General features: G+C 28.8%; 22 protein-coding genes and 1 rRNA gene (1 of these 23 cut by a window edge). 18 read left to right on the top strand and 5 right to left on the bottom strand.

All coding sequences use genetic code 11. From position 1 onward, the window contains the following. The first annotated feature begins 12 nt into the window (after positions 1-12). Positions 13-939, top strand: coding sequence for a homoserine O-succinyltransferase (locus JFY71_RS00140; RefSeq protein WP_243661024.1), 927 nt, complete (start codon positions 13-15; stop codon positions 937-939). A gap of 58 nt (positions 940-997) precedes the next feature. Here the strand turns inward: JFY71_RS00140 and JFY71_RS00135 are convergent, their stop codons facing one another. Beyond that, positions 998-1,183: a DUF1858 domain-containing protein gene (locus tag JFY71_RS00135; protein ID WP_243661023.1), complete on the bottom strand. Its 186-nt coding sequence runs from the start codon at positions 1,181-1,183 to the stop codon at positions 998-1,000. A 112-nt stretch (positions 1,184-1,295) separates the two neighbouring features. Here JFY71_RS00135 and JFY71_RS00130 point away from each other — a divergent pair, with 112 nt between their 5' ends. From JFY71_RS00130 to JFY71_RS00105, 6 genes are all read left to right on the top strand, one after another. Then, a complete protein-coding gene (locus JFY71_RS00130; RefSeq protein WP_243661022.1) occupies positions 1,296-1,571 on the top strand; it encodes an iron-sulfur cluster biosynthesis family protein in 276 nt (91 codons plus the stop codon). A 13-nt stretch (positions 1,572-1,584) separates the two neighbouring features. After that, on the top strand, positions 1,585-2,952 hold the full coding sequence (mgtE, locus tag JFY71_RS00125; RefSeq protein ID WP_243661021.1) for a magnesium transporter: 1,368 nt from the start codon (positions 1,585-1,587) through the stop codon (positions 2,950-2,952). Between the two features lie 122 nt (positions 2,953-3,074). Beyond that, complete coding sequence (locus JFY71_RS00120) at positions 3,075-3,314, top strand: Veg family protein (RefSeq protein ID WP_243661020.1); 240 nt, start codon at positions 3,075-3,077, stop codon at positions 3,312-3,314. A 106-nt stretch (positions 3,315-3,420) separates the two neighbouring features. Further along, the gene (ispE, locus tag JFY71_RS00115) at positions 3,421-4,257 is read left to right on the top strand and encodes a 4-(cytidine 5'-diphospho)-2-C-methyl-D-erythritol kinase (protein ID WP_243661019.1); all 837 of its coding nucleotides are present in this window, start codon (positions 3,421-3,423) and stop codon (positions 4,255-4,257) included. Positions 4,258-4,264: 7 nt separating this feature from the next. Beyond that, the gene (gene murI, locus JFY71_RS00110; protein WP_243661018.1) at positions 4,265-5,062 is read left to right on the top strand and encodes a glutamate racemase; all 798 of its coding nucleotides are present in this window, start codon (positions 4,265-4,267) and stop codon (positions 5,060-5,062) included. A gap of 9 nt (positions 5,063-5,071) precedes the next feature. Then, positions 5,072-5,911 carry a fumarylacetoacetate hydrolase family protein gene (locus JFY71_RS00105; protein WP_243661017.1) on the top strand — a complete coding sequence of 280 codons (840 nt, stop codon included), beginning with the start codon at positions 5,072-5,074 and terminating at the stop codon, positions 5,909-5,911. Positions 5,912-5,970: 59 nt separating this feature from the next. Here JFY71_RS00105 and JFY71_RS00100 read toward each other — a convergent pair whose 3' ends face one another. Then, on the bottom strand, positions 5,971-6,393 hold the full coding sequence (locus tag JFY71_RS00100) for a Fur family transcriptional regulator (RefSeq protein ID WP_243661016.1): 423 nt from the start codon (positions 6,391-6,393) through the stop codon (positions 5,971-5,973). Positions 6,394-6,475: 82 nt separating this feature from the next. On the opposite strand from JFY71_RS00100, the gene JFY71_RS00095 reads away from it, so the two are divergent. From JFY71_RS00095 to JFY71_RS00085, 3 genes are read left to right on the top strand one after another with little or no spacing between them, the layout of a single operon-like run. After that, positions 6,476-7,372: a metal ABC transporter solute-binding protein, Zn/Mn family gene (locus JFY71_RS00095; RefSeq protein WP_243661015.1), complete on the top strand. Its 897-nt coding sequence runs from the start codon at positions 6,476-6,478 to the stop codon at positions 7,370-7,372. After that, a complete protein-coding gene (locus tag JFY71_RS00090) occupies positions 7,372-8,043 on the top strand; it encodes a metal ABC transporter ATP-binding protein (RefSeq protein WP_243661014.1) in 672 nt (223 codons plus the stop codon). Before JFY71_RS00095 ends, JFY71_RS00090 begins: the two co-directional genes overlap by 1 nt. Beyond that, positions 8,043-8,843: a metal ABC transporter permease gene (locus JFY71_RS00085; protein ID WP_243662110.1), complete on the top strand. Its 801-nt coding sequence runs from the start codon at positions 8,043-8,045 to the stop codon at positions 8,841-8,843. The genes JFY71_RS00090 and JFY71_RS00085 overlap by 1 nt, the downstream gene beginning before the upstream one ends. 12 nt (positions 8,844-8,855) lie before the next feature. Here JFY71_RS00085 and JFY71_RS00080 read toward each other — a convergent pair whose 3' ends face one another. Both JFY71_RS00080 and JFY71_RS00075 read right to left on the bottom strand, forming a co-directional pair. Next, positions 8,856-10,043: a coenzyme F420-0:L-glutamate ligase gene (locus JFY71_RS00080; RefSeq protein WP_243661013.1), complete on the bottom strand. Its 1,188-nt coding sequence runs from the start codon at positions 10,041-10,043 to the stop codon at positions 8,856-8,858. 13 nt (positions 10,044-10,056) lie between these two features. Beyond that, positions 10,057-10,623 carry a 5-formyltetrahydrofolate cyclo-ligase gene (locus JFY71_RS00075; protein WP_243661012.1) on the bottom strand — a complete coding sequence of 189 codons (567 nt, stop codon included), beginning with the start codon at positions 10,621-10,623 and terminating at the stop codon, positions 10,057-10,059. A gap of 167 nt (positions 10,624-10,790) precedes the next feature. Here JFY71_RS00075 and ftsE point away from each other — a divergent pair, with 167 nt between their 5' ends. The 7 genes from ftsE to JFY71_RS00040 all read left to right on the top strand — a co-directional run bounded on the left by ftsE (position 10,791) and on the right by JFY71_RS00040 (position 16,629). Beyond that, entirely contained in the window at positions 10,791-11,474 is a 684-nt protein-coding gene (ftsE, locus tag JFY71_RS00070; protein WP_243661011.1) for a cell division ATP-binding protein FtsE, read from the top strand. Continuing rightward, positions 11,461-12,360, top strand: a complete 900-nt coding sequence (ftsX, locus tag JFY71_RS00065) for a permease-like cell division protein FtsX (RefSeq protein ID WP_243661010.1) — start codon at positions 11,461-11,463, stop codon at positions 12,358-12,360. Before ftsE ends, ftsX begins: the two co-directional genes overlap by 14 nt. 12 nt (positions 12,361-12,372) lie before the next feature. Further along, positions 12,373-13,638, top strand: a complete 1,266-nt coding sequence (locus tag JFY71_RS00060; RefSeq protein WP_243661009.1) for a murein hydrolase activator EnvC family protein — start codon at positions 12,373-12,375, stop codon at positions 13,636-13,638. 83 nt (positions 13,639-13,721) lie between these two features. Continuing rightward, positions 13,722-14,432 carry a selenium cofactor biosynthesis protein YqeC gene (gene yqeC, locus JFY71_RS00055; RefSeq protein ID WP_243661008.1) on the top strand — a complete coding sequence of 237 codons (711 nt, stop codon included), beginning with the start codon at positions 13,722-13,724 and terminating at the stop codon, positions 14,430-14,432. Next, entirely contained in the window at positions 14,422-15,012 is a 591-nt protein-coding gene (locus JFY71_RS00050) for a nucleotidyltransferase family protein (protein WP_243661007.1), read from the top strand. Before yqeC ends, JFY71_RS00050 begins: the two co-directional genes overlap by 11 nt. Further along, positions 15,002-15,814 (top strand): selenium-dependent molybdenum cofactor biosynthesis protein YqeB, encoded by an 813-nt coding sequence (gene yqeB / locus JFY71_RS00045; RefSeq protein ID WP_243661006.1) that lies wholly within the window; start codon positions 15,002-15,004, stop codon positions 15,812-15,814. The genes JFY71_RS00050 and yqeB overlap by 11 nt, the downstream gene beginning before the upstream one ends. Before the next feature lie 2 nt (positions 15,815-15,816). After that, on the top strand, positions 15,817-16,629 hold the full coding sequence (locus tag JFY71_RS00040) for an XdhC family protein (protein WP_243661005.1): 813 nt from the start codon (positions 15,817-15,819) through the stop codon (positions 16,627-16,629). Positions 16,630-16,672: 43 nt separating this feature from the next. Here the strand turns inward: JFY71_RS00040 and JFY71_RS00035 are convergent, their stop codons facing one another. Next, entirely contained in the window at positions 16,673-17,173 is a 501-nt protein-coding gene (locus JFY71_RS00035) for an ECF transporter S component (RefSeq protein WP_243661004.1), read from the bottom strand. 466 nt (positions 17,174-17,639) lie between these two features. Here JFY71_RS00035 and JFY71_RS00030 point away from each other — a divergent pair. Beyond that, positions 17,640-18,063 (top strand): 16S ribosomal RNA (locus JFY71_RS00030) (it continues 1,106 nt past the right edge of the window).

Raw genomic sequence — 18,063 nt, 5'->3', positions numbered from 1 at the left:
TGGAGGTACGAAATGCCGATAATAATTCCTAAAGATCTACCGGCTAGCGATATACTAAAAGCAGAACGTGTCTTTGTCATGGACGAAGAAAGAGCTAGAACACAAGATATTAGACCTTTAGAAATGGCAATAATAAATCTTATGCCTACTAAAGTTGAAACTGAGACCCAGTTATTAAGAAGAATTTCCAACACAGCCCTACAGGTTAAGGTGGATTTAGTTAGAACTATGACCTATGAAAGTAAAAATACCAGTAAGGCCCATTTGGAAAAATTTTATATTACATTAGATGAAATAAAAAACAAAAAATATGATGCAATGATAATTACAGGAGCACCTGTTGAACTAATAGATTTTGAAGAAGTTGATTATTGGGAAGAATTACAGGATATTATGGAATTTGCTAGAAAAAATGTTTTTTCTACCTTATTTATTTGTTGGGCATCTCAGGCTGCCTTATATCATTATTATGGAATCCAAAAGTATGAGATGAAAGAAAAATTATTTGGAGTTTATGAAGTCAATTTACAAGAAAAATCTGTTTTAACAAATGGTTTTGATGAGTCGTTTTATGCCCCTCATTCCAGATATACTTTTTCAGATATTGAGGACATGAAAAAAATTGATGATATAAAAATTTTAGCTTCTTCAGATAAAGTTGGCATGCATATGGCATCAACAAAAGATAATAGATTTATATTTATAAGCGGTCATGGAGAATATGATACCTATACATTAGACAGGGAGTATAGAAGGGATATAGCAAAAGGACTTGATATAAGTATTCCGGAAAATTATTATAAGGATGATGATCCTGAAAAGGGAGTTTCTGTTAAGTGGAAGGCACACAGTAATTTATTCTTCTCAAATTGGTTAAATTATTGTGTCTACCAGGAAACGCCTTATGATATAAATAAAATAGAGGAAAAGAAATTATAAATAAAAAAACACCTAAAATAGGTGCCTATATGTAGAGGCACAATTAAGTGCCTTTTGATTATGCATTTAAATCTGAAAGTAATTTTTCAATGTCTAAGCCGTGAACCATAGCTGCTTCTTCAAGGCTTTCCATTTGACTACCTGGACATCCGATACATGACATTCCGTTTTGCAAAAGAACTTCAATAGCGTCTGGATAAGTTCTTATAATGTCACCTATTAACATATCTTTAGTGATTTCCATAATTTTCCTCCTTAATTCTTATACCTATATAATATCTTTATTTATAATAAAAATCAATATGGAGATTAAGAAATAATAAAAAAGGTATATAAGTATTTAAGGAGGAATTCAAATGAAAATAAATATAACAAATACAGCTAAGGAAAATTTAGATAAAATATTAGAAGCTTCAGGTAAGGAGTATTTTAAATTAGTACCGGGAAGTCGTTCTTGTTGTGATATAATTTTTACTTTAGTAGCATCTGATAAATCCGAAAACGATAAGATGTATGAAAATGATAAGTATAAATTTTTAATTGAAGAGGACTTAGATGGTATTTACGATAAAATAGATGTAGACTATATTACAGAAGGTTTTACAAAAGGATTTAGCATAGTAGCAAAATAAATGGTGGTGGGATATGCAGACAAGTTATATAAAACAAAAAGATATTCACTTTTTAGATTTAAGAGAGAATTTAAAAAATAAAGAATATAGAAACTTAAAAAATAACTTAGAAAAATATAATCCCATAGATATTAAAGATTTTATTGAAGAATTAGAGCCGCTTGACAGAGTCTTGGTTTTTAGACTTTTAAGCAAAGATGATGCAATAGAAGTTTTTTCTTCTTTAGAAAATGAAGAACAAATAAGATTAATACAGGCATTTACCGATACAGAACTAGATCGTATTCTCAATGAATTAAATATTGATGATATGGTTGATATGATTGAGGAAATGCCTGCTTCTATTGTAAAAAAAATAATAAGACACACTGACAGCAGTAAAAGAAAATTAATTAATGAATTTTTACAATATCCTGAATCAAGTGCTGGAAGTCTAATGACAATAGAATATGTTGAGCTTAAAAAATACATGACAGTAGAGCAAGCACTTACTAGGATTAAAACTACAGGTATAAATAAAGTAACAGTTTACACTTGCTATGTAACAGATGAATCAAAAAAATTAATAGGATTTGTTTCTTTAAGGGACATTGTAATTAGTGAAAAAGATGTTTTAATAGGGGATTTACTACATGAGAAGGTTATTTTTGTTCATACCCATGATGACCAGGAGCAAGTAGCGGAAGTTTTTAAAAAATATGGCTTTGTTGCTTTACCGGTAGTGGATAATGAAAATCGTATGACAGGTATAATTACCGTTGATGATATACTGGATGTAATGGAGCAAGAAGCTACAGAAGACTTTCAAAAAATGGCTGCTATGTCACCAGATGATGAAAGTTACATAGAGTCTTCAGTTTGGTATTTGGCAAAAAGAAGGATTAATTGGTTACTTATACTAATGATATCTTCAGCCTTTACAAGTGCAATAATAGGCCATTATAACTATCTTTTAATTGCCTACACATCCTTATATAATTTTTCTCCTATGATAATGGGTGCAGGTGGTAATTCCGGAAATCAATCCTCAACTACTATTATTCGTGGCTTGGCTACAGGTGATATAAAAATAGGTGATTGGCTTAAAGTTATGTTAAAAGAACTTAGGATTGCAATATTAGTTGGAGCTATTTTAGGTGGAGTTAATTTTATAAAGAACCTAATATATGACAAATTAAGTATAGCCTATGCCTTAATAATTTCAATTTCATTAATATTTACAGTTTGTTTTGCGAAATTTGTAGGTGGACTTTTACCAATTCTTGCAAAAAAATTAAAGATAGATCCTGCTATAATGGCGGGACCTGTAATTAGTACCCTTGTTGATTCAGTAAGTCTTTTAATATATTTTAATGTAATAAAAATAATATTGCCTATTTAAATAAAAAAACTATTGACATTATTGGATAATAATCGTATAATAATTTGTTAGCTTGACGAAAGTTGCATAATATGTTATATTATGTATAGTGTGTAAGTATTTTCGTCAAGGAGGGGTAAATATTGTCCAGTGCAATAAATCTAGAATATTTGAAAAACCAAGTTCGAAAAAATATTGGGAAGAAAGTAGTTGTAAAGGCTGATAAGGGAAGAAATAAAATTATTACTAAAACAGGAATAATTGAGAATGTTTTTCCTAGTTTATTTACAATAAAAGTTGTAAATGAATTTGATCAAGAAAGAACAGTATCCTATACCTATACAGACTTATTGACTTCAACTGTAGAATTACAGATATGTTAAATGAAACGACGTAAGTCGTTTTTTTTATTGTAAAAAATAGTTGTTACCATAATATAGATAGATATACTATGATATAATTAATTAGCAATAGAAATTGGAGATAATAATGTATAAAATTAATTCATACGGGAAAATAAATCTATCATTAGATATTATTAATAAGAGAGAAGACGGCTATCATAATATAGATACAATTATGCAGTTAATAGATTTAAAGGATATTTTATATATAGAAGAAAATAAATTTAATAATTTAAAAATAAGTTGTAATAATAAAGAAGTGCCAACAGATGAAAATAACCTGGTTTATAAGGCTTGGAATCTTTTAAAGAAATACAAAGAGAATGATTACGGTTTAAATGTAGAAATCGATAAAAAAATACCTATTGCAGCAGGCTTAGCGGGTGGAAGTTCAAATGCAGCTTATTTTATGAAGGCTATAAATGATATTTGGAAACTAAATTTAAGTAACGATGAGTTAAAACAATTAGGAAAAAAAATAGGTGCAGATCTGCCTTTTTTCTTTGAGGAAGGAACTGTTAGAGCAGAAGGTATAGGAGATGTTTTTTCACCGGTAAAAAACTTTAAAAATATAAATGTTTTAATTGTAAACAATGGTTATAAAATAAGTACTGAATATGTATATAAAAAAATAAAACCTTTAAATAAAAATAAAATTGAAAAATGTATAAAAACAATTGAAGAGGGAAAGCCCTTTAAAAAAGAATTTTATTATAATGCAATGACAGAGATTAGCGCAGGAATATGCCCACAAATCCATGAGATAATAGACGAATTATATTCTTTAAATGCGTCTGTTGCCTTAATGTCGGGGTCAGGTTCAACGGTTTTTGCCTTATATGAACAAGAAGATGGGCTTAATAATGCTTATAATAAACTTAAAAATAAATATGAATTTGTATATAAAACTAAAACTTTGTAGGTGATATATGGATAATAGACCAATTGGTATTTATGATTCCGGTTTTGGGGGATTGTCGGTACTAAAGGAATTAAGAGATAAATTACCAAAAGAAGATTACCTTTATTTTGGTGATACAAAAAGAATTCCCTATGGCTCAAAGGACAAAGAAACCATACAATTATTTTCAAAACAAGTTACGAGTTTTTTAATGGAAAAAAATGTAAAAATGATTGTTTTGGCTTGTAATACAGTTACAGCAAATGCTATGGAGTATTTACAAGAAAATTTTAATATTCCAATTATAGGAATTATTGACTCAGGAGTAAAGTCGGCAATAAGCTCTAGTAAAAACAATGTTATTGCAGTTTTAGGAACTGAGGCTACTATTAACAGTGAGGTTTACTACGAAAAATTAAAAAAAGAAAATAAAGAGTTAGAAATTTTATCTGTAGCTTGCCCTGAATTTGTCCCATTAGTAGAAGAGGGAAGCAATAAAGAAAAAGAAATAGAAGAAGCAGCAAAAAAATATTATAAAGAAATTTCCAATAGGGAATTTGATACGGTTATACTAGCCTGTACCCATTATCCTCATATAGTTACTGAAATAAAAAAGGTGTTTGGGGAAAATAAAACATATATTAATCCTGCTATAAAGCTGGTAGATAATATAAAAAAATTTCTTGAGTATAATAATTTAGAAAACGGGAAAAATAGTTTAGGAAATATAGATTTTTATACAAGTGGAGAATTAGATAGCTTTAGAGAAAATGGCTCAATATATTTTGGCGAGAAAATAGAAGATGTAAAAAGTAAAATTTTTTAAGGAGATTTTATGAAAATATATAGATATAATTATGAAAACAAAACAGAAATAGGTATAGAGGACAATAATAAAATTATAAAACTAAATGGTTACAACAATATAGTTGAAATGATTGAAAATGGATATAATAATTCGAAGAAAATTGAAGATTTAATATCTGAAGAATTTAGAGAATTTGATTCTATTAATATTTTATCGCCAATAGAAAGACCTATTCATGATATTATTTGTGTTGGTAAAAATTATGCAGACCATATATCTGAGCTAGGTGGAGAAATAACAAGTGAATTCATACCTAATTATTTTGGAAAAAGAGCTAATAGAATACTCGGTCATGACGATACTATTAAGGGTATATTTGATATTGATAATGAAATGGATTATGAAGTGGAATTAGCTGTAATAATTTCAAAGGATTGTAAGAATATTAAAAAAGAAGATTATAGAAACTATGTTTTCGGATTTTCTATTTTCAACGATATTTCTTCCAGATATTTACAAGGCTATCATAAACAGTGGTATAGGGGTAAAAGCGTTGATAATTATTCAGTATTAGGACCTTGTATAGTTACAATAGATGAATTTGAATTTCCTCTAAGTTTAAATTTAGAGACTTTTGTTAATGGAGAATTAAGACAAAGTTCAAATACAAATAAAATGATTTTTAAAATAGAGGATATTATTGAAGATCTATCTAGGACCATGACCTTAGAACCAGGTGATATTATTGCAACAGGCACCCCTTCTGGAGTTGGCAAGGCTTATAATCCACCGAAATATTTAGTAGCAAATGATACAGTTGAATTAAGAATTGAAAAAATTGGAATATTAAAAAATAAAATTCAATAAGAGAACCTTAAAATTTAGTAAAACCCTAAGTCCATATTTGGATTTAGGGTTTCAGATTCTTAAGGCTCTCTTTTTAATTTCTCTTTACATTTTGGACATATACCCCTAAATTCTAAGGAATGACTAATTATATCGTAGCCTGTATTATTTGAAAGCTCATTTTCTAAACTGTGTAGGGGACAGTCTTTTAAAGGTATAACTTCCTTACACCTAATACATACTAAATGATGTATATGATTTTTGCTATTATATTGATAAAAAACTTCACCATCAATTTCAACAACCTTATTAATTATATTTTTATTAGAGAGGGTATTTAAATTTCTGTATATTGTTGATAAATTTATTTTTTTCTTCTTATTAACAATTGTATAAAGATTTTCAGCAGAAATAGGGTTTTTAATATTTATAATTTCATTTAAAATAATTTTTCTAGCTTCAGTGACCTTTAAATTATTTTCCCTTAAAATATTTTCTATCATAGTAACTCCTTTGTATTGACATTAATTATAGTTTATTTTATAATTAAATGCAAATGCAAATCATATGCATTATGGAGGATTTATGAAAAGAAAAATTTTATTAATATTATTATTGTCCTTGGTTTTAGTTTCTTGTACTAATAAAAACAATGACAATGAAAAAAATATCTATACAAGTATTTACCCAATAGAGTATCTTACTAAAGAAATAGTCGGCAATAAGTATAAGGTTATTAATATTATTCCAGAAGGTGCAGAAATTCATGGTTGGGAACCGTCAATGAAAACTGTAGCATCTATGTCCGATTCTCAGTTAATACTAGTCAATGGCTTAGGACTGGAATCTTGGGCAGATTCTGTTTCAGAATCAGTAGGAGAAGATAAAATTGTAGAAGTTAATAAGGGTATTGACTATATTAAATTAACTGAAGGGGAAAAAGATAATCATGGCCATGGTGATTATGACCCGCATATTTGGTTAAGCATAAAGAATATGATAGTGATGGCTAAAAACATAGAAGAAGAAGTTGTAAAATTGGATCCGGAAAATAAATCATATTATAGGGAAAACCTAGAAAGACTTGAGACAAATTTAAAAGAACTGGACAATAAATTCAAATCATCACTGGAAGAATATAAGGGAAAAGCCATTATTGTTCCTCATGATGCCTTTGGATACTTAGTTAGGGATTATAATTTAAAACAAATACCCATTGAAGGAATTAATTCCAGTTCGGAACCTGATTTAGGTACAGTTGCAAAAATTGTTGATGTGGCAAAAAATAATAACATAAATACTGTATTTTATGAATATGGCGGAAGTGAAAAAATAGCAAAAACCATAGCAAAGGAAATAGACGGAAAAATCAAAGAAATTTATTCTTTGGAAAACATTACAGAAGAATTGATTAAAAACAAGGATAATTATTATACTTTAATGGAAAAAAACCTAAACAATATTTTGGAGTCCTTTAAATAATGGAAAAATCAATAGTATTAGAAAATTTAAATTTTGGATATGATAAAAAAATATTAAACAATATAAATTTAGAAATTACTAGGGGAGAGTTTATAGGAATAGTTGGCCCTAATGGTGCTGGAAAAAGTACTTTATTAAAAATAATAATAGGTCAATTAAAACCCAATAGTGGAAGAGTAAAAATCCTAGAGAATAATGGAAAAGATAAAAGTATAGGCTATTTAAAACAGATGAATATTGAAGTTGGCGTAAGTTTTCCTATTACACCATTAGAAATAGTAATGTTAAATTTATATAATCAAATGGGATTAATGAAAGTACCTAATAAAAAAATTAAAAATATGGCATTAAATGCCTTGTCTATGGTAAATTTACAGGAAAAAGCCTATTATAATTACAATAATATGAGTGGTGGAGAACAACAAAGGGTTTTAATAGCTAAGGAATTAGTAAAAAATTCAAATATATTGATTTTTGATGAACCTACAGCAGGAATAGATCAAGATAGTAAAGAATTATTATTTAATATATTGGACCATCTAAATAAGAAGCACAATATTACAATTATAATAGTTACCCATGAATTAGAATTTTCAAAAAAATACTTTAATAGAATTTTAAAATTGGAAAATGGTGAACTTAAAGATTATTCAGAGGTAAATATATGGTAATTTTCAAATATGATTTTATGTTAAAATCCTTTATAGTCGGAATGTTGATTTCTATTACAGTTCCCTTAATTGGCAGTATTGTAGTTAGTAAAAAAACATCTACTATTGGTGATGCACTATCTCATACTTCCTTAGCTGGAGTAGCAATTGGCCTTATAGTTGGTATTAATCCTATAATAGGTTCTATTGTGGTTTGTCTTTTAGCTGCATTTTCAATTGAGTTTTTACGAAAGAAGTTTCCTAAGAGTTCAGATATTGTAATTGCAATTGTAATGAGTTTTGGAATAGGACTAGCTGCTATTTTATCTGATTTTATTCCGGGAGCTAATAATTTAGAGTCGTTTTTATTTGGAAGTATTGCTGCAGTTAGTAATTTTGAAGTTATTCTAGTCCTAATAATTTCAATAATAGTAATTTTACTGTATATGAAAATGTATTATGGATTATTATATATTGTATTTGATGAAAAGGGAGCTGAACTGGCAGGAATTCCAGTTAAGAGAATTAATTTTATCTTTACAGTATTAACGGCTTTAACAATAGCAGTAGGCTCAAGGATTGTTGGAGTGTTAATGATTTCTTCCTTAATGGTTCTACCTGTTGCAACAGCTATTAGAATATCGAAATCTTTTATACAAACTATAAAAATATCGGTAATATTAAGTTTTGTTTATGTAATGGCAGGTATAGTAATATCCTTCTATTTCAAATTAAAACCAGGTGGTACTATTGTTATAATTGGTGTAATAGTATTAATAATTGAATTGATTTATGAGAAAATAAGAAAAAAACAAGCATAATCGCTTGTTTTTTTAATTATCAGCAAAATTGTCAAAATAACCTTGTATTAAGACTAAAGGAGTACCCTTGTCTCCTGAACCGCTTATTAAATCACTTAAGGAACCTAATAAGTCGGTAATTTGTCTAGGGGTTGTTCCTATAGAGGCATTTTGTCCAATTAAATTACTATCTTTATGGATGATTTTTTCTTTTATAGCCTCTGTTCTTTCATCATCGGAAAGGTCTCTTAAATCCGTATCAGCTATATATTTAATTTTAATTTCACTAGGTGTACCGACTAAATCGGAGGTATAGCCTGGCGAAACTACAGGATCGGCTAATTCCCAAATTTTACCAACAGGATCTTTAAATGCGCCGTCTCCATATATCATTACTTGAATATTTTTATTATATTTTTCCTTTAAAATCCTTTGTAGGTTTTCAACAAATTCCTGCGATTTTCTAGGAAATAGTTTTATAGAATCTTCAGTTGCTAAGTTTGATCCATAAAGTCCGTAGATTTCATTATAACCACTTCCCTTAATTGGTTTAGCTAAAATATCGGCTAAGGTATAGATGGTTTTCACACCGAGCTTTTTAAACAGTTCCGATAAATATTTTCTTTCGTGTATATCTGCAACTAGTAATTCATCACAAAGTTTAGCAATATCTTCAGGATTATTAGTTAGGTAAATTTCAATATTATCATTTACAGCATAGCTTTTATATAATTCTACATAATTAACTCCGGTAAATCGATGTAGGGAATTTTTTCCAACTAAATCCCAATATTCTTTTTCTGTTAAAGTATCCTTATATATATTAATATCTTTTCCAAGAAGTAGGGATTTATCAAATAATGCGTTTCCAACTTCATCGGAAGGATAGCTTAAAAATACTTTAATTTTTTTCTTTGTATTTGCTATGGCCTTCATTATCATTGAAAATCTATTTCTACTTGTAATTGGAAAAACCACACCTATTGACTTGTCATATTTAGCGTTTAAGTCTTCTGTAATACAATCTATATTTACATAATTACCTTGAGCTCTGGCTAGTAAGGACTCTGTAATAGCAAAAACATCCATATCATTTAAAACAATATTATCTTCTTTAATGATTTTTTCAACAGTTTCTTCTATAATCTTTACTAAATCATCGCCTTCTTTAATGATTGGTGTTCTAATACCTCTTGCAATAGTTCCTATATTTCTTGTCATAAGTCCTCCTAATTTATTTTATTATAATATCTTCAGTTATTATTATATCCACAGGAATGTCGAATTTTTCAAGAGGAAGCTCATTAACTATTTGAAAATTATAAGCTAAAGCTATTTTCAATGGAGATGAATTTAAACTAGCAAAAAATTTATCATAAAATCCTCCACCATAGCCCATTCTATATTTATCTCTTGTAAAAGCTACTCCAGGTGTAATAACCAAATCTATAATATCATTATTTACAAAATTTCTTAAGTGTTTTTTTGGCTCTAAGATATTATAGTATCCGGAAACTAAGTCATTATCTAAATCCTTTATTAATGACAATTTCATAATATTTTCTTCCTTATCAATATAGGGTACATATAGATTTTTCTTCTTCTTAATAATATATTCCATAATTGGTCTTGTATTAATTTCTGATCCAAAACTAACGTAACAAAAAATATTATTAAATTTATCCAAAAAATTTGAATTTAAAAGTAGTTTAAAAATACTATCATCTAAAGTGTTCTTATGTTCTAAAGATAAAGAATCCCTCTTTTTTATAATATCTTTCCTTAATAATTTCTTGTTCAAGATGCATCCTCCTATATAATTATTATACACTTAATTCATATAATAATAGTATATCAAATATTAACTTTTCTTAATCTTTATATATTTTTTTGTAACCATTTTGTAACTTTTAATTAAAATCATAAAAAATTATGATATAATTGTTAATGATATGTTGAGGTGATGTATTGGTAGAATTTAAAGATGTTTCTAAAATGTATAAAAACAATGTTTTAGCATTAGATAATATTAATTTTAAAATAGATGAAGGTGAATTTGTATTTGTAATTGGAGAAAGTGGAGCAGGTAAGTCCACACTTTTAAAATTGATCTTAAAAGAAGAAAATCCTACATCTGGAGAATTATATTTATTTGGAGATAATATTACTAAACTTAGAAATAGACGTGTACCTATTTTAAGAAAACAAATAGGTGTTGTTTTTCAAGATTTTAGATTAATTGATAATAAAAATGTATATGGTAATTTACAATATGTAATGGAAATTTTAGGGTATTCAAGACGTTATATAAAACGTGAAATACCAAAATTACTGGAAAAAGTAAATCTACTAGGAAAAGAAAAATCCTATCCATATCAATTGTCCGGCGGTGAGCAACAAAGAGTTAGTATTGCAAGAGCTTTAATTGTAAAGCCAAAGATTTTAATTGCAGATGAACCTACAGGTAACCTAGATCCTAAAACTGCAGATGATATAGTAAAAGCATTGGATCAGATTAATAAAGAAGGAACTACTGTAATTATGATAACTCACGAAAAAACAATTGTTGACTCAATGAAAAAAAGAGTTATTCATTTAGAAAAGGGCAAAATAATCAGAGATGAAAAAGGTGGTAAATATGAGGAAAATTAGAGTATTTTTTGCCACTTTAAAAGAAGGTATAAAGAGCCTTTGGAAACATAGGGGTATGGGATTTGCTTCGGTACTATCCATTATGTTGGCACTTATAATATTAGGTGTTATTCTTATTTCGGCCTTAACCTTAAATCAATATGTTTTAGATTTAGAAAAAAAAGTCGACGAAGTGGTTGTATATATGGATAAGGATAGTGACCAAACAATTATTGATTCACTAAAATCAGATTTGGGAAATGACAAATTCGTCAAGGATATACGATTCAAATCAAGTGAAGAAGCTTTAAAAGAATATACAAAAAGTATAGGTGAATCGCAAAGTTATTTACTTGAAGGAATGGAAGGAGCATTACCACCATCATATGTAGTAACATTAAATGATGTAAGGGATGCTGAAGAGTTCAGTAATGAAGCAACAAAATACGAAGGTGTATCCGAAGTAATATTTTTCAAAGATACTATTGAAAAAGTAGTTAAAATTTCTCACTATGTTCAAATTGGTGGAGCTGTTGGAGTAGTTGCATTAGTTATAATTTCAATATTTATAATTTCCAATACTATAAAGCTTACTGTATTTGCAAGAAAGAGAGAAATTCAAATAAAAAAATATATCGGTGCAACTAATACTGTTATAACGGGACCATTTATAGTTGAAGGAGCAGTATTTGGATTAATAGGTTCCGGTTTAGCATTTGCAGCTATATATTTTGGATATGATTTATTATTTAAGAGATTTGCAGAAGCAATTCAGCAAAACTTAGCAGGGTACCTGATACCAATAGAACTAATCTACAAGGATATTTTGATAATATTTTTGACTTTAGGTATGGGCATTGGTATAATAGGTTCATTAATGTCAATTAGAAAATACTTGAAAGTATAGGGAGGACAAGAATTGGGTCATAACAAGAAAAGATTTTTAGCTATGTTATTACTATCTTCTATAAGTCTTACTACAGTTTCTTTTGCTGATAGCATAACTGAAATGGAGAACAAAAAGAATTCAAATCTAAAATCAGCTGATGAATTAAAAAATTCAATTAATTCATTAGAACAAGAAAAGAATTCTTTAGCAGGAGATGTAGCAGTTATAGATCAAGAAATTAGTGCATTAGAAGCTCAAATAAGTGAACTAATGAAACAAATTTCTGCTTTGGAAATTGCTATTCAGGAAACTGAAGAAGAAATTAAAAAATTAGAAGAAAATATAGATAAAAATCAAAAAGAGTTTGAAGAAAGACTTGGTGCAATGTATAAAAACAGTCAAGTTGGTTACTTAGACATAGTTTTTTCATCATCAGGAATAGATGATTTATTATCAAAAGCTTCAACAATGAAATTTATTACAGAATATGATAAAGAAATAATAAATAATCTTAAAAATGATAAGCTTGTAATAGATGCAAAAAAATCAGAATTAGATGGACAAAAACTATCTTTAGAAATATCTAAACAGACTTTAGATAATAAAAATGCTGAGCTATATGCATCAAAAGCTAACAAATTAGTATTAATTGAAGAAGCTGCAAACAAGCAATCAATATCTCAAGCTGAATTAGAACAATTAGAATCAGAAATCTATACATTAGAAAAAAATATTAGTTCAGAAAAAGCAGCTCAAGCAGAAGCTGCAAGAAAAGCTAGAGAACAAGCGGCTCAAGCAAAAGCAACAGCACAAGCACAAGCAAAAGCTAGTTCCAGCAATAAACAAGTTACTTCTACAGTAAGTACAAAAAGTAGTGTAGGAGCAGGTGAAATATCTACTAACGTAGGTAATGGAACATTAGGATGGCCAGTACCATCTTCTAGAAATATAACTAGTAATTACGGTTATAGAACATTATTTGGTGTTCCGGAATTTCATATGGGAGTTGACATAGCAGCACCACTTGGAACTGCAATAGCATCAGCAGATAGTGGAACTGTAATATATTCAGCTTACACAGGAAGTTATGGAAACTTAATGAAAGTTCAACACGACAGTGGATTGGTTACATATTATGCACATTTATCATCATATGTAGCTTCTGTAGGCGAAAGAGTGTCTAAGGGACAAACTATCGCAAGAATGGGTTCTACAGGAAATTCAACAGGATCTCATTTACACTTTGAAGTAAGGGTAAATGGAGCTCATACTAATCCATTAAATTATATTCAATAATTATTTAAACAGACTTTTTTTGAAAGTCTGTTTTTTTGTGTTAAAATTAAAGTATTATATTATAATAAAAATAACGAGGAAATATGCTTAAAGATTTATTGAATTTACACAAGGGAGATATTATCTCTATAGTTGGAAGTGGCGGTAAAACCACAACGATGTTTAAATTAGCCGATGAACTTGTAGGCAATAGAGTTTTATTGACAACCAGTACTAAAATATTAAAAGAATATGGCGGAAAATTTATTACCATAGATGATATTTCACAAATAAAAGAAAGTTTGGAAAAAAACATATATTTAACTGGAAAATGTTTCACCGAATATAAATTTTCAGGAATAAGCAATAGCGATTTAAATAGGGTGAAAAAATACTTTGACTATATTATTATAGAAGCAGATGGCTCAAAAACGTTACCATTAAAAGGATGGAGGGACAATGAACCGGTAATTTTAAATTCGTCAAATAAAACTTTGGGAATTATCCCTATGGATGTTTACAAAGTTGAATTGGGAAAAATAGAAATTTTCCAAAGAGAGTTATTCTTTAGTCTTGTTGGTTCAAATAAAAGGATATTTGATACTGAATGTATTTTCAAATTAATTAACTCCCCTGTAGGTTTATTTAAAAATACTACAAAAGAAAAGTATATTCTCTTTAATAAATGTGACAATATGGAAATGGTAAACATTTGCAAAGAAGTAGTTGATGATTTAACACATAAATATAATATAGATAAAAATATTAAATTTATTTGTGGTTCATCATTAAAAGGAAAGTATTATGGCTGTTAGTTGTATAGTTATGGCATCGGGTATGTCTAAAAGAATGAATGAAAACAAATTGTTATTAACCCTTAACAAGAAGATGATATTTGAATATATTTTAGATACTATTAGTAGAATTGACTTCGATGAAGTTATAGTTGTAACAAGATTTAAAGAAATAATCGATTATTCTAAAAAATACAAGTATAAAGTTGTTATTAATAAGAATTTTGAAGAAGGACAAGCAAGCTCTATTAGGCTTGGGGTAAATAGTGCTAAGAAAAATAATGATTATATGTTTTTTGTGGCAGACCAGCCTTTTATAAGAGAAAAAACAATAAATTATATATTGGAGAAAAACAAAGAAAACAAAGGAAAGATTATTGTACCATATTATAATGGCCTAAAAGGCAATCCGGTTGTCTTTGGGAATATATTTAGAAAAGACTTACTAAACCTATCGGGAGACAAGGGTGGTTCAATTGTAATAAAACAAAATAAGGATAGAGTAAAAAATATTTTTATTAAAACAGAAGATAGTTTTGAGAATTTTGATATAGATAATAAAAAAGATTATGAGGTATTAAAGAGAAAATATGAAAAATGATATTATTGTAGTAAGAGGCGGTGGCGATATTGCTACTGGCGTAATTCAAAAACTCCATAGAACAGGATTTAGAGTTTTGGTGCTAGAAATTGAAAAACCTACTGCAATTAGAAGAACAGTAGCAGTATCAAGCTGTATATATACAAATGAATATACAGTTGAAGATATTGTAGCAATAAAATGTGAAAATAACTCAGATGTTTATGCAGCTTGGGAAAATAACAAAGTTCCAGTAGTAGTAGATCCGGATGGAGAAACCATAGATAGATTTAAACCTAAATATATAGTAGATGCAATTATAGCAAAGAAAAATATTAATTTTAATAAATTTAAAGCTTTTGGTAAAATAGCTTTAGGACCTGGATTTGAAGCAGGAAAAGATGCTGATATAGTCATAGAAACAAATAGAGGACATGATTTAGGTAGACTTATATTTAAGGGATTTGCTACGGAAAATACCGGAAGTCCAGGTGATATTGCTGGAAGAACATTAGAAAGAGTAATATATTCTGAATTTGAAGGGGTAATTAACCATATAAAAAATATTGGCGATCTAGTAACAAAAGGTGAAACTATTGCGACTATAGATGGAAATGAAGTAAAGAGCAATTTAACTGGTGTTTTAAGAGGGCTCATAAATAATGGTTTCTTTGTAACAAAAGGTTTGAAAATTGCAGATGTTGATCCACGAAAAGAAGAGGTTGATAATTGTTTTACAATTTCCGACAAAGCAAGAGCAATAGGAGGAAATACACTAGAAGCTATATTGATTTTAGAAAATAGTGGGAAAGATAGGGGGTAAATATGGAAACCCAAGTTTTAACTAAAATAGCAAAAAAAGTAGAAAAGGGAGAAAAGGCTGCCTTAGTAATATTAGAGAATAATTGTGGTTCTGTACCGGGAAAAGAAGGCTCTTTAATGGGAGTTTTTGAAGATGGATCCATAGTAGGTACTGTTGGTGGAGGAGCTATTGAATTTGACATTGTCCAAAGAACTTTAAAAGCCATGGAAAGAAACAAGAATTTCAAATTTGATTATTCCTTAACAGAAGATGGAGAATTACAAATGGCCTGTGGTGGGCAAACATCCGGTTTTGTAAAAATATTTGTTCCTAAAAACAATTTAATAATATTTGGAGCTGGACATTGTGCACAAAAATTAGCTAAATTTGCCTTAGGGTGTAACTTTAATGTAACAATTGTAGACGATAGAGAAGAATTTAAAAATCATCCAGACTTTGAGGGAATTACTGAATATATAGTAGGTATTCCAGAAGATATTGTAGATAAACTTAAATTCGATAAAAATTCAACCTATATTGTTATAGCAACAAGAGGTCATATGCATGACTATGAAGCGACTAAAGCAGTAATAGAAAAAGATTATAAATATATAGGAATGTTAGGTAGTAGAAAAAAAGCAATAGAATTGAAGGAAAAGTTAGTAAACAGTGGAACAGACCTTGATTTAGTAAATAAAATATACCTACCTATTGGATTGGACATATCAAATGGATCAATAGAGGAAATAGGAATATCAATACTAGGAGAAATATTAAAAGTAAAAAATGGTTTAGATGGAAAATCTAGGAAAATAGAAATAGAAAATAGAGATTAAAAAGAGCTATTATGATTAAATAGCTCTTTTTTGTATAGAAAAATTAATATGCTTTTTTCATTAGCGCTTTAACTATAATAGGTATTAACAACAATTGTATAATAATTCCAGGCAAACCAGTAATTATAGAACCTGATAACCATATATAAGGTGAAATTTTCGACATACCTAGCATAGTAAATAGAACATAAGATACTATAGCACCAAAAATTCTCCCAATAATCATAGAACAAACCAAAGAAAGAATTATATTACTTGTTCTCTTATAAATAATTCCAGAAAATAAACCATATCCTAACAATTCAAAAGTCATTATATAAAGAGTAGGTATTGGTGGCATATTAATAATTAGGAAATTAATTAAAGGTAAAAGAACCCCAATAATTGCTCCGTAGGTTGGTCCTAAAAGAAGCCCTGCTATTAAAACAGGAATATGCATAGGCAAAAATACATTACCTGGAATACCGGTAAGATGAACTAAAGTAGGTAAAATTATACCTATAGATAATAATAAGGATGAATAAACTAATTTTTTTGTTTTCATAAACACCTCCACTACAATATATTATACACTTATAAACTTATTTGAAAATATTGTTAAAGTTAATATTAATAAATAGCAATAAAACATAATAAAAAAATATTATAAAACAAGAAAGGATAGACAAATTTAAAAGAATCAGTAGCTTTAAAATTGGATTATTGGCTCTTTACAGCTACTTTATATATGTAAAAGAAATGTAAAAAACAAGTAAAAAAGATTTGACAATATTAAAAATAATTGATAATATAAATAGGCACTCAACTGAAGTGCCTTTTTAATTGGAAACAAAAAAATAAAAGGTGTTGACAAAAAGAAATACCCTATGGTATACTTAAAAAGTTGTCACGAGAGTGCAACAAGAACCTAGACAAAAGAAAAGTGTAAAAAACTTTGAGAAAAAGTACAACCAAAACAATAATTTTCGGTGTAAAATTAAGAAGAAGTCAGCAAGAGCTGAATCAAACATTTAATTGAGAGTTTGATCCTGGCTCAGGACGAACGCTGGCGGCGTGCTTAACACATGCAAGTCGAACGAGAATCTTATCAGTGGAAACTTCGGTAGAAACAGATAAGAGGAAAGTGGCGAACGGGTGAGTAACGCGTGAGCAACCTGCCTTACACAAAGGGATAGCCTCGGGAAACCGGGATTAATACCATATGAGACCCCATTGGCGAGTGCCAAAGAGGTTAAAGATTTATCGGTGTAAGATGGGCTCGCGTCTGATTAGCTAGTTGGTAGGATAAAAGCCTACCAAGGCAACGATCAGTAACCGGCTTGAGAGAGTGAACGGTCACATTGGAACTGAGACACGGTCCAAACTCCTACGGGAGGCAGCAGTGGGGAATATTGCACAATGGGGGAAACCCTGATGCAGCGACGCCGCGTGAGC

This window comes from Miniphocaeibacter halophilus (assembly GCF_016458825.1).
Lineage (GTDB): Bacteria > Bacillota > Clostridia > Tissierellales > Peptoniphilaceae > Miniphocaeibacter > Miniphocaeibacter halophilus.
The sequence above is the reverse complement of the archived record's forward strand: the minus strand, read 5'-3'. Positions and strand labels throughout refer to the sequence as shown.

Bases quoted from the DNA above. Each gene is read 5' to 3' on its own strand.
- JFY71_RS00140 (WP_243661024.1), top strand. From the start codon at position 13: ATGCCGATAATAATTCCTAAAGATCTACCGGCTAGCGATATACTAAAA.
- JFY71_RS00135 (WP_243661023.1), bottom strand. From the start codon at position 1,183: ATGGAAATCACTAAAGATATGTTAATAGGTGACATTATAAGAACTTAT.
- JFY71_RS00130 (WP_243661022.1), top strand. From the start codon at position 1,296: ATGAAAATAAATATAACAAATACAGCTAAGGAAAATTTAGATAAAATA.
- mgtE (WP_243661021.1), top strand. From the start codon at position 1,585: ATGCAGACAAGTTATATAAAACAAAAAGATATTCACTTTTTAGATTTA.
- ispE (WP_243661019.1), top strand. From the start codon at position 3,421: ATGTATAAAATTAATTCATACGGGAAAATAAATCTATCATTAGATATT.
- murI (WP_243661018.1), top strand. From the start codon at position 4,265: ATGGATAATAGACCAATTGGTATTTATGATTCCGGTTTTGGGGGATTG.
- JFY71_RS00105 (WP_243661017.1), top strand. From the start codon at position 5,072: ATGAAAATATATAGATATAATTATGAAAACAAAACAGAAATAGGTATA.
- JFY71_RS00100 (WP_243661016.1), bottom strand. From the start codon at position 6,393: ATGATAGAAAATATTTTAAGGGAAAATAATTTAAAGGTCACTGAAGCT.
- JFY71_RS00095 (WP_243661015.1), top strand. From the start codon at position 6,476: ATGAAAAGAAAAATTTTATTAATATTATTATTGTCCTTGGTTTTAGTT.
- JFY71_RS00090 (WP_243661014.1), top strand. From the start codon at position 7,372: ATGGAAAAATCAATAGTATTAGAAAATTTAAATTTTGGATATGATAAA.
- JFY71_RS00080 (WP_243661013.1), bottom strand. From the start codon at position 10,043: ATGACAAGAAATATAGGAACTATTGCAAGAGGTATTAGAACACCAATC.
- ftsX (WP_243661010.1), top strand. From the start codon at position 11,461: ATGAGGAAAATTAGAGTATTTTTTGCCACTTTAAAAGAAGGTATAAAG.
- yqeC (WP_243661008.1), top strand. From the start codon at position 13,722: ATGCTTAAAGATTTATTGAATTTACACAAGGGAGATATTATCTCTATA.
- JFY71_RS00050 (WP_243661007.1), top strand. From the start codon at position 14,422: ATGGCTGTTAGTTGTATAGTTATGGCATCGGGTATGTCTAAAAGAATG.
- yqeB (WP_243661006.1), top strand. From the start codon at position 15,002: ATGAAAAATGATATTATTGTAGTAAGAGGCGGTGGCGATATTGCTACT.
- JFY71_RS00040 (WP_243661005.1), top strand. From the start codon at position 15,817: ATGGAAACCCAAGTTTTAACTAAAATAGCAAAAAAAGTAGAAAAGGGA.
- JFY71_RS00035 (WP_243661004.1), bottom strand. From the start codon at position 17,173: ATGAAAACAAAAAAATTAGTTTATTCATCCTTATTATTATCTATAGGT.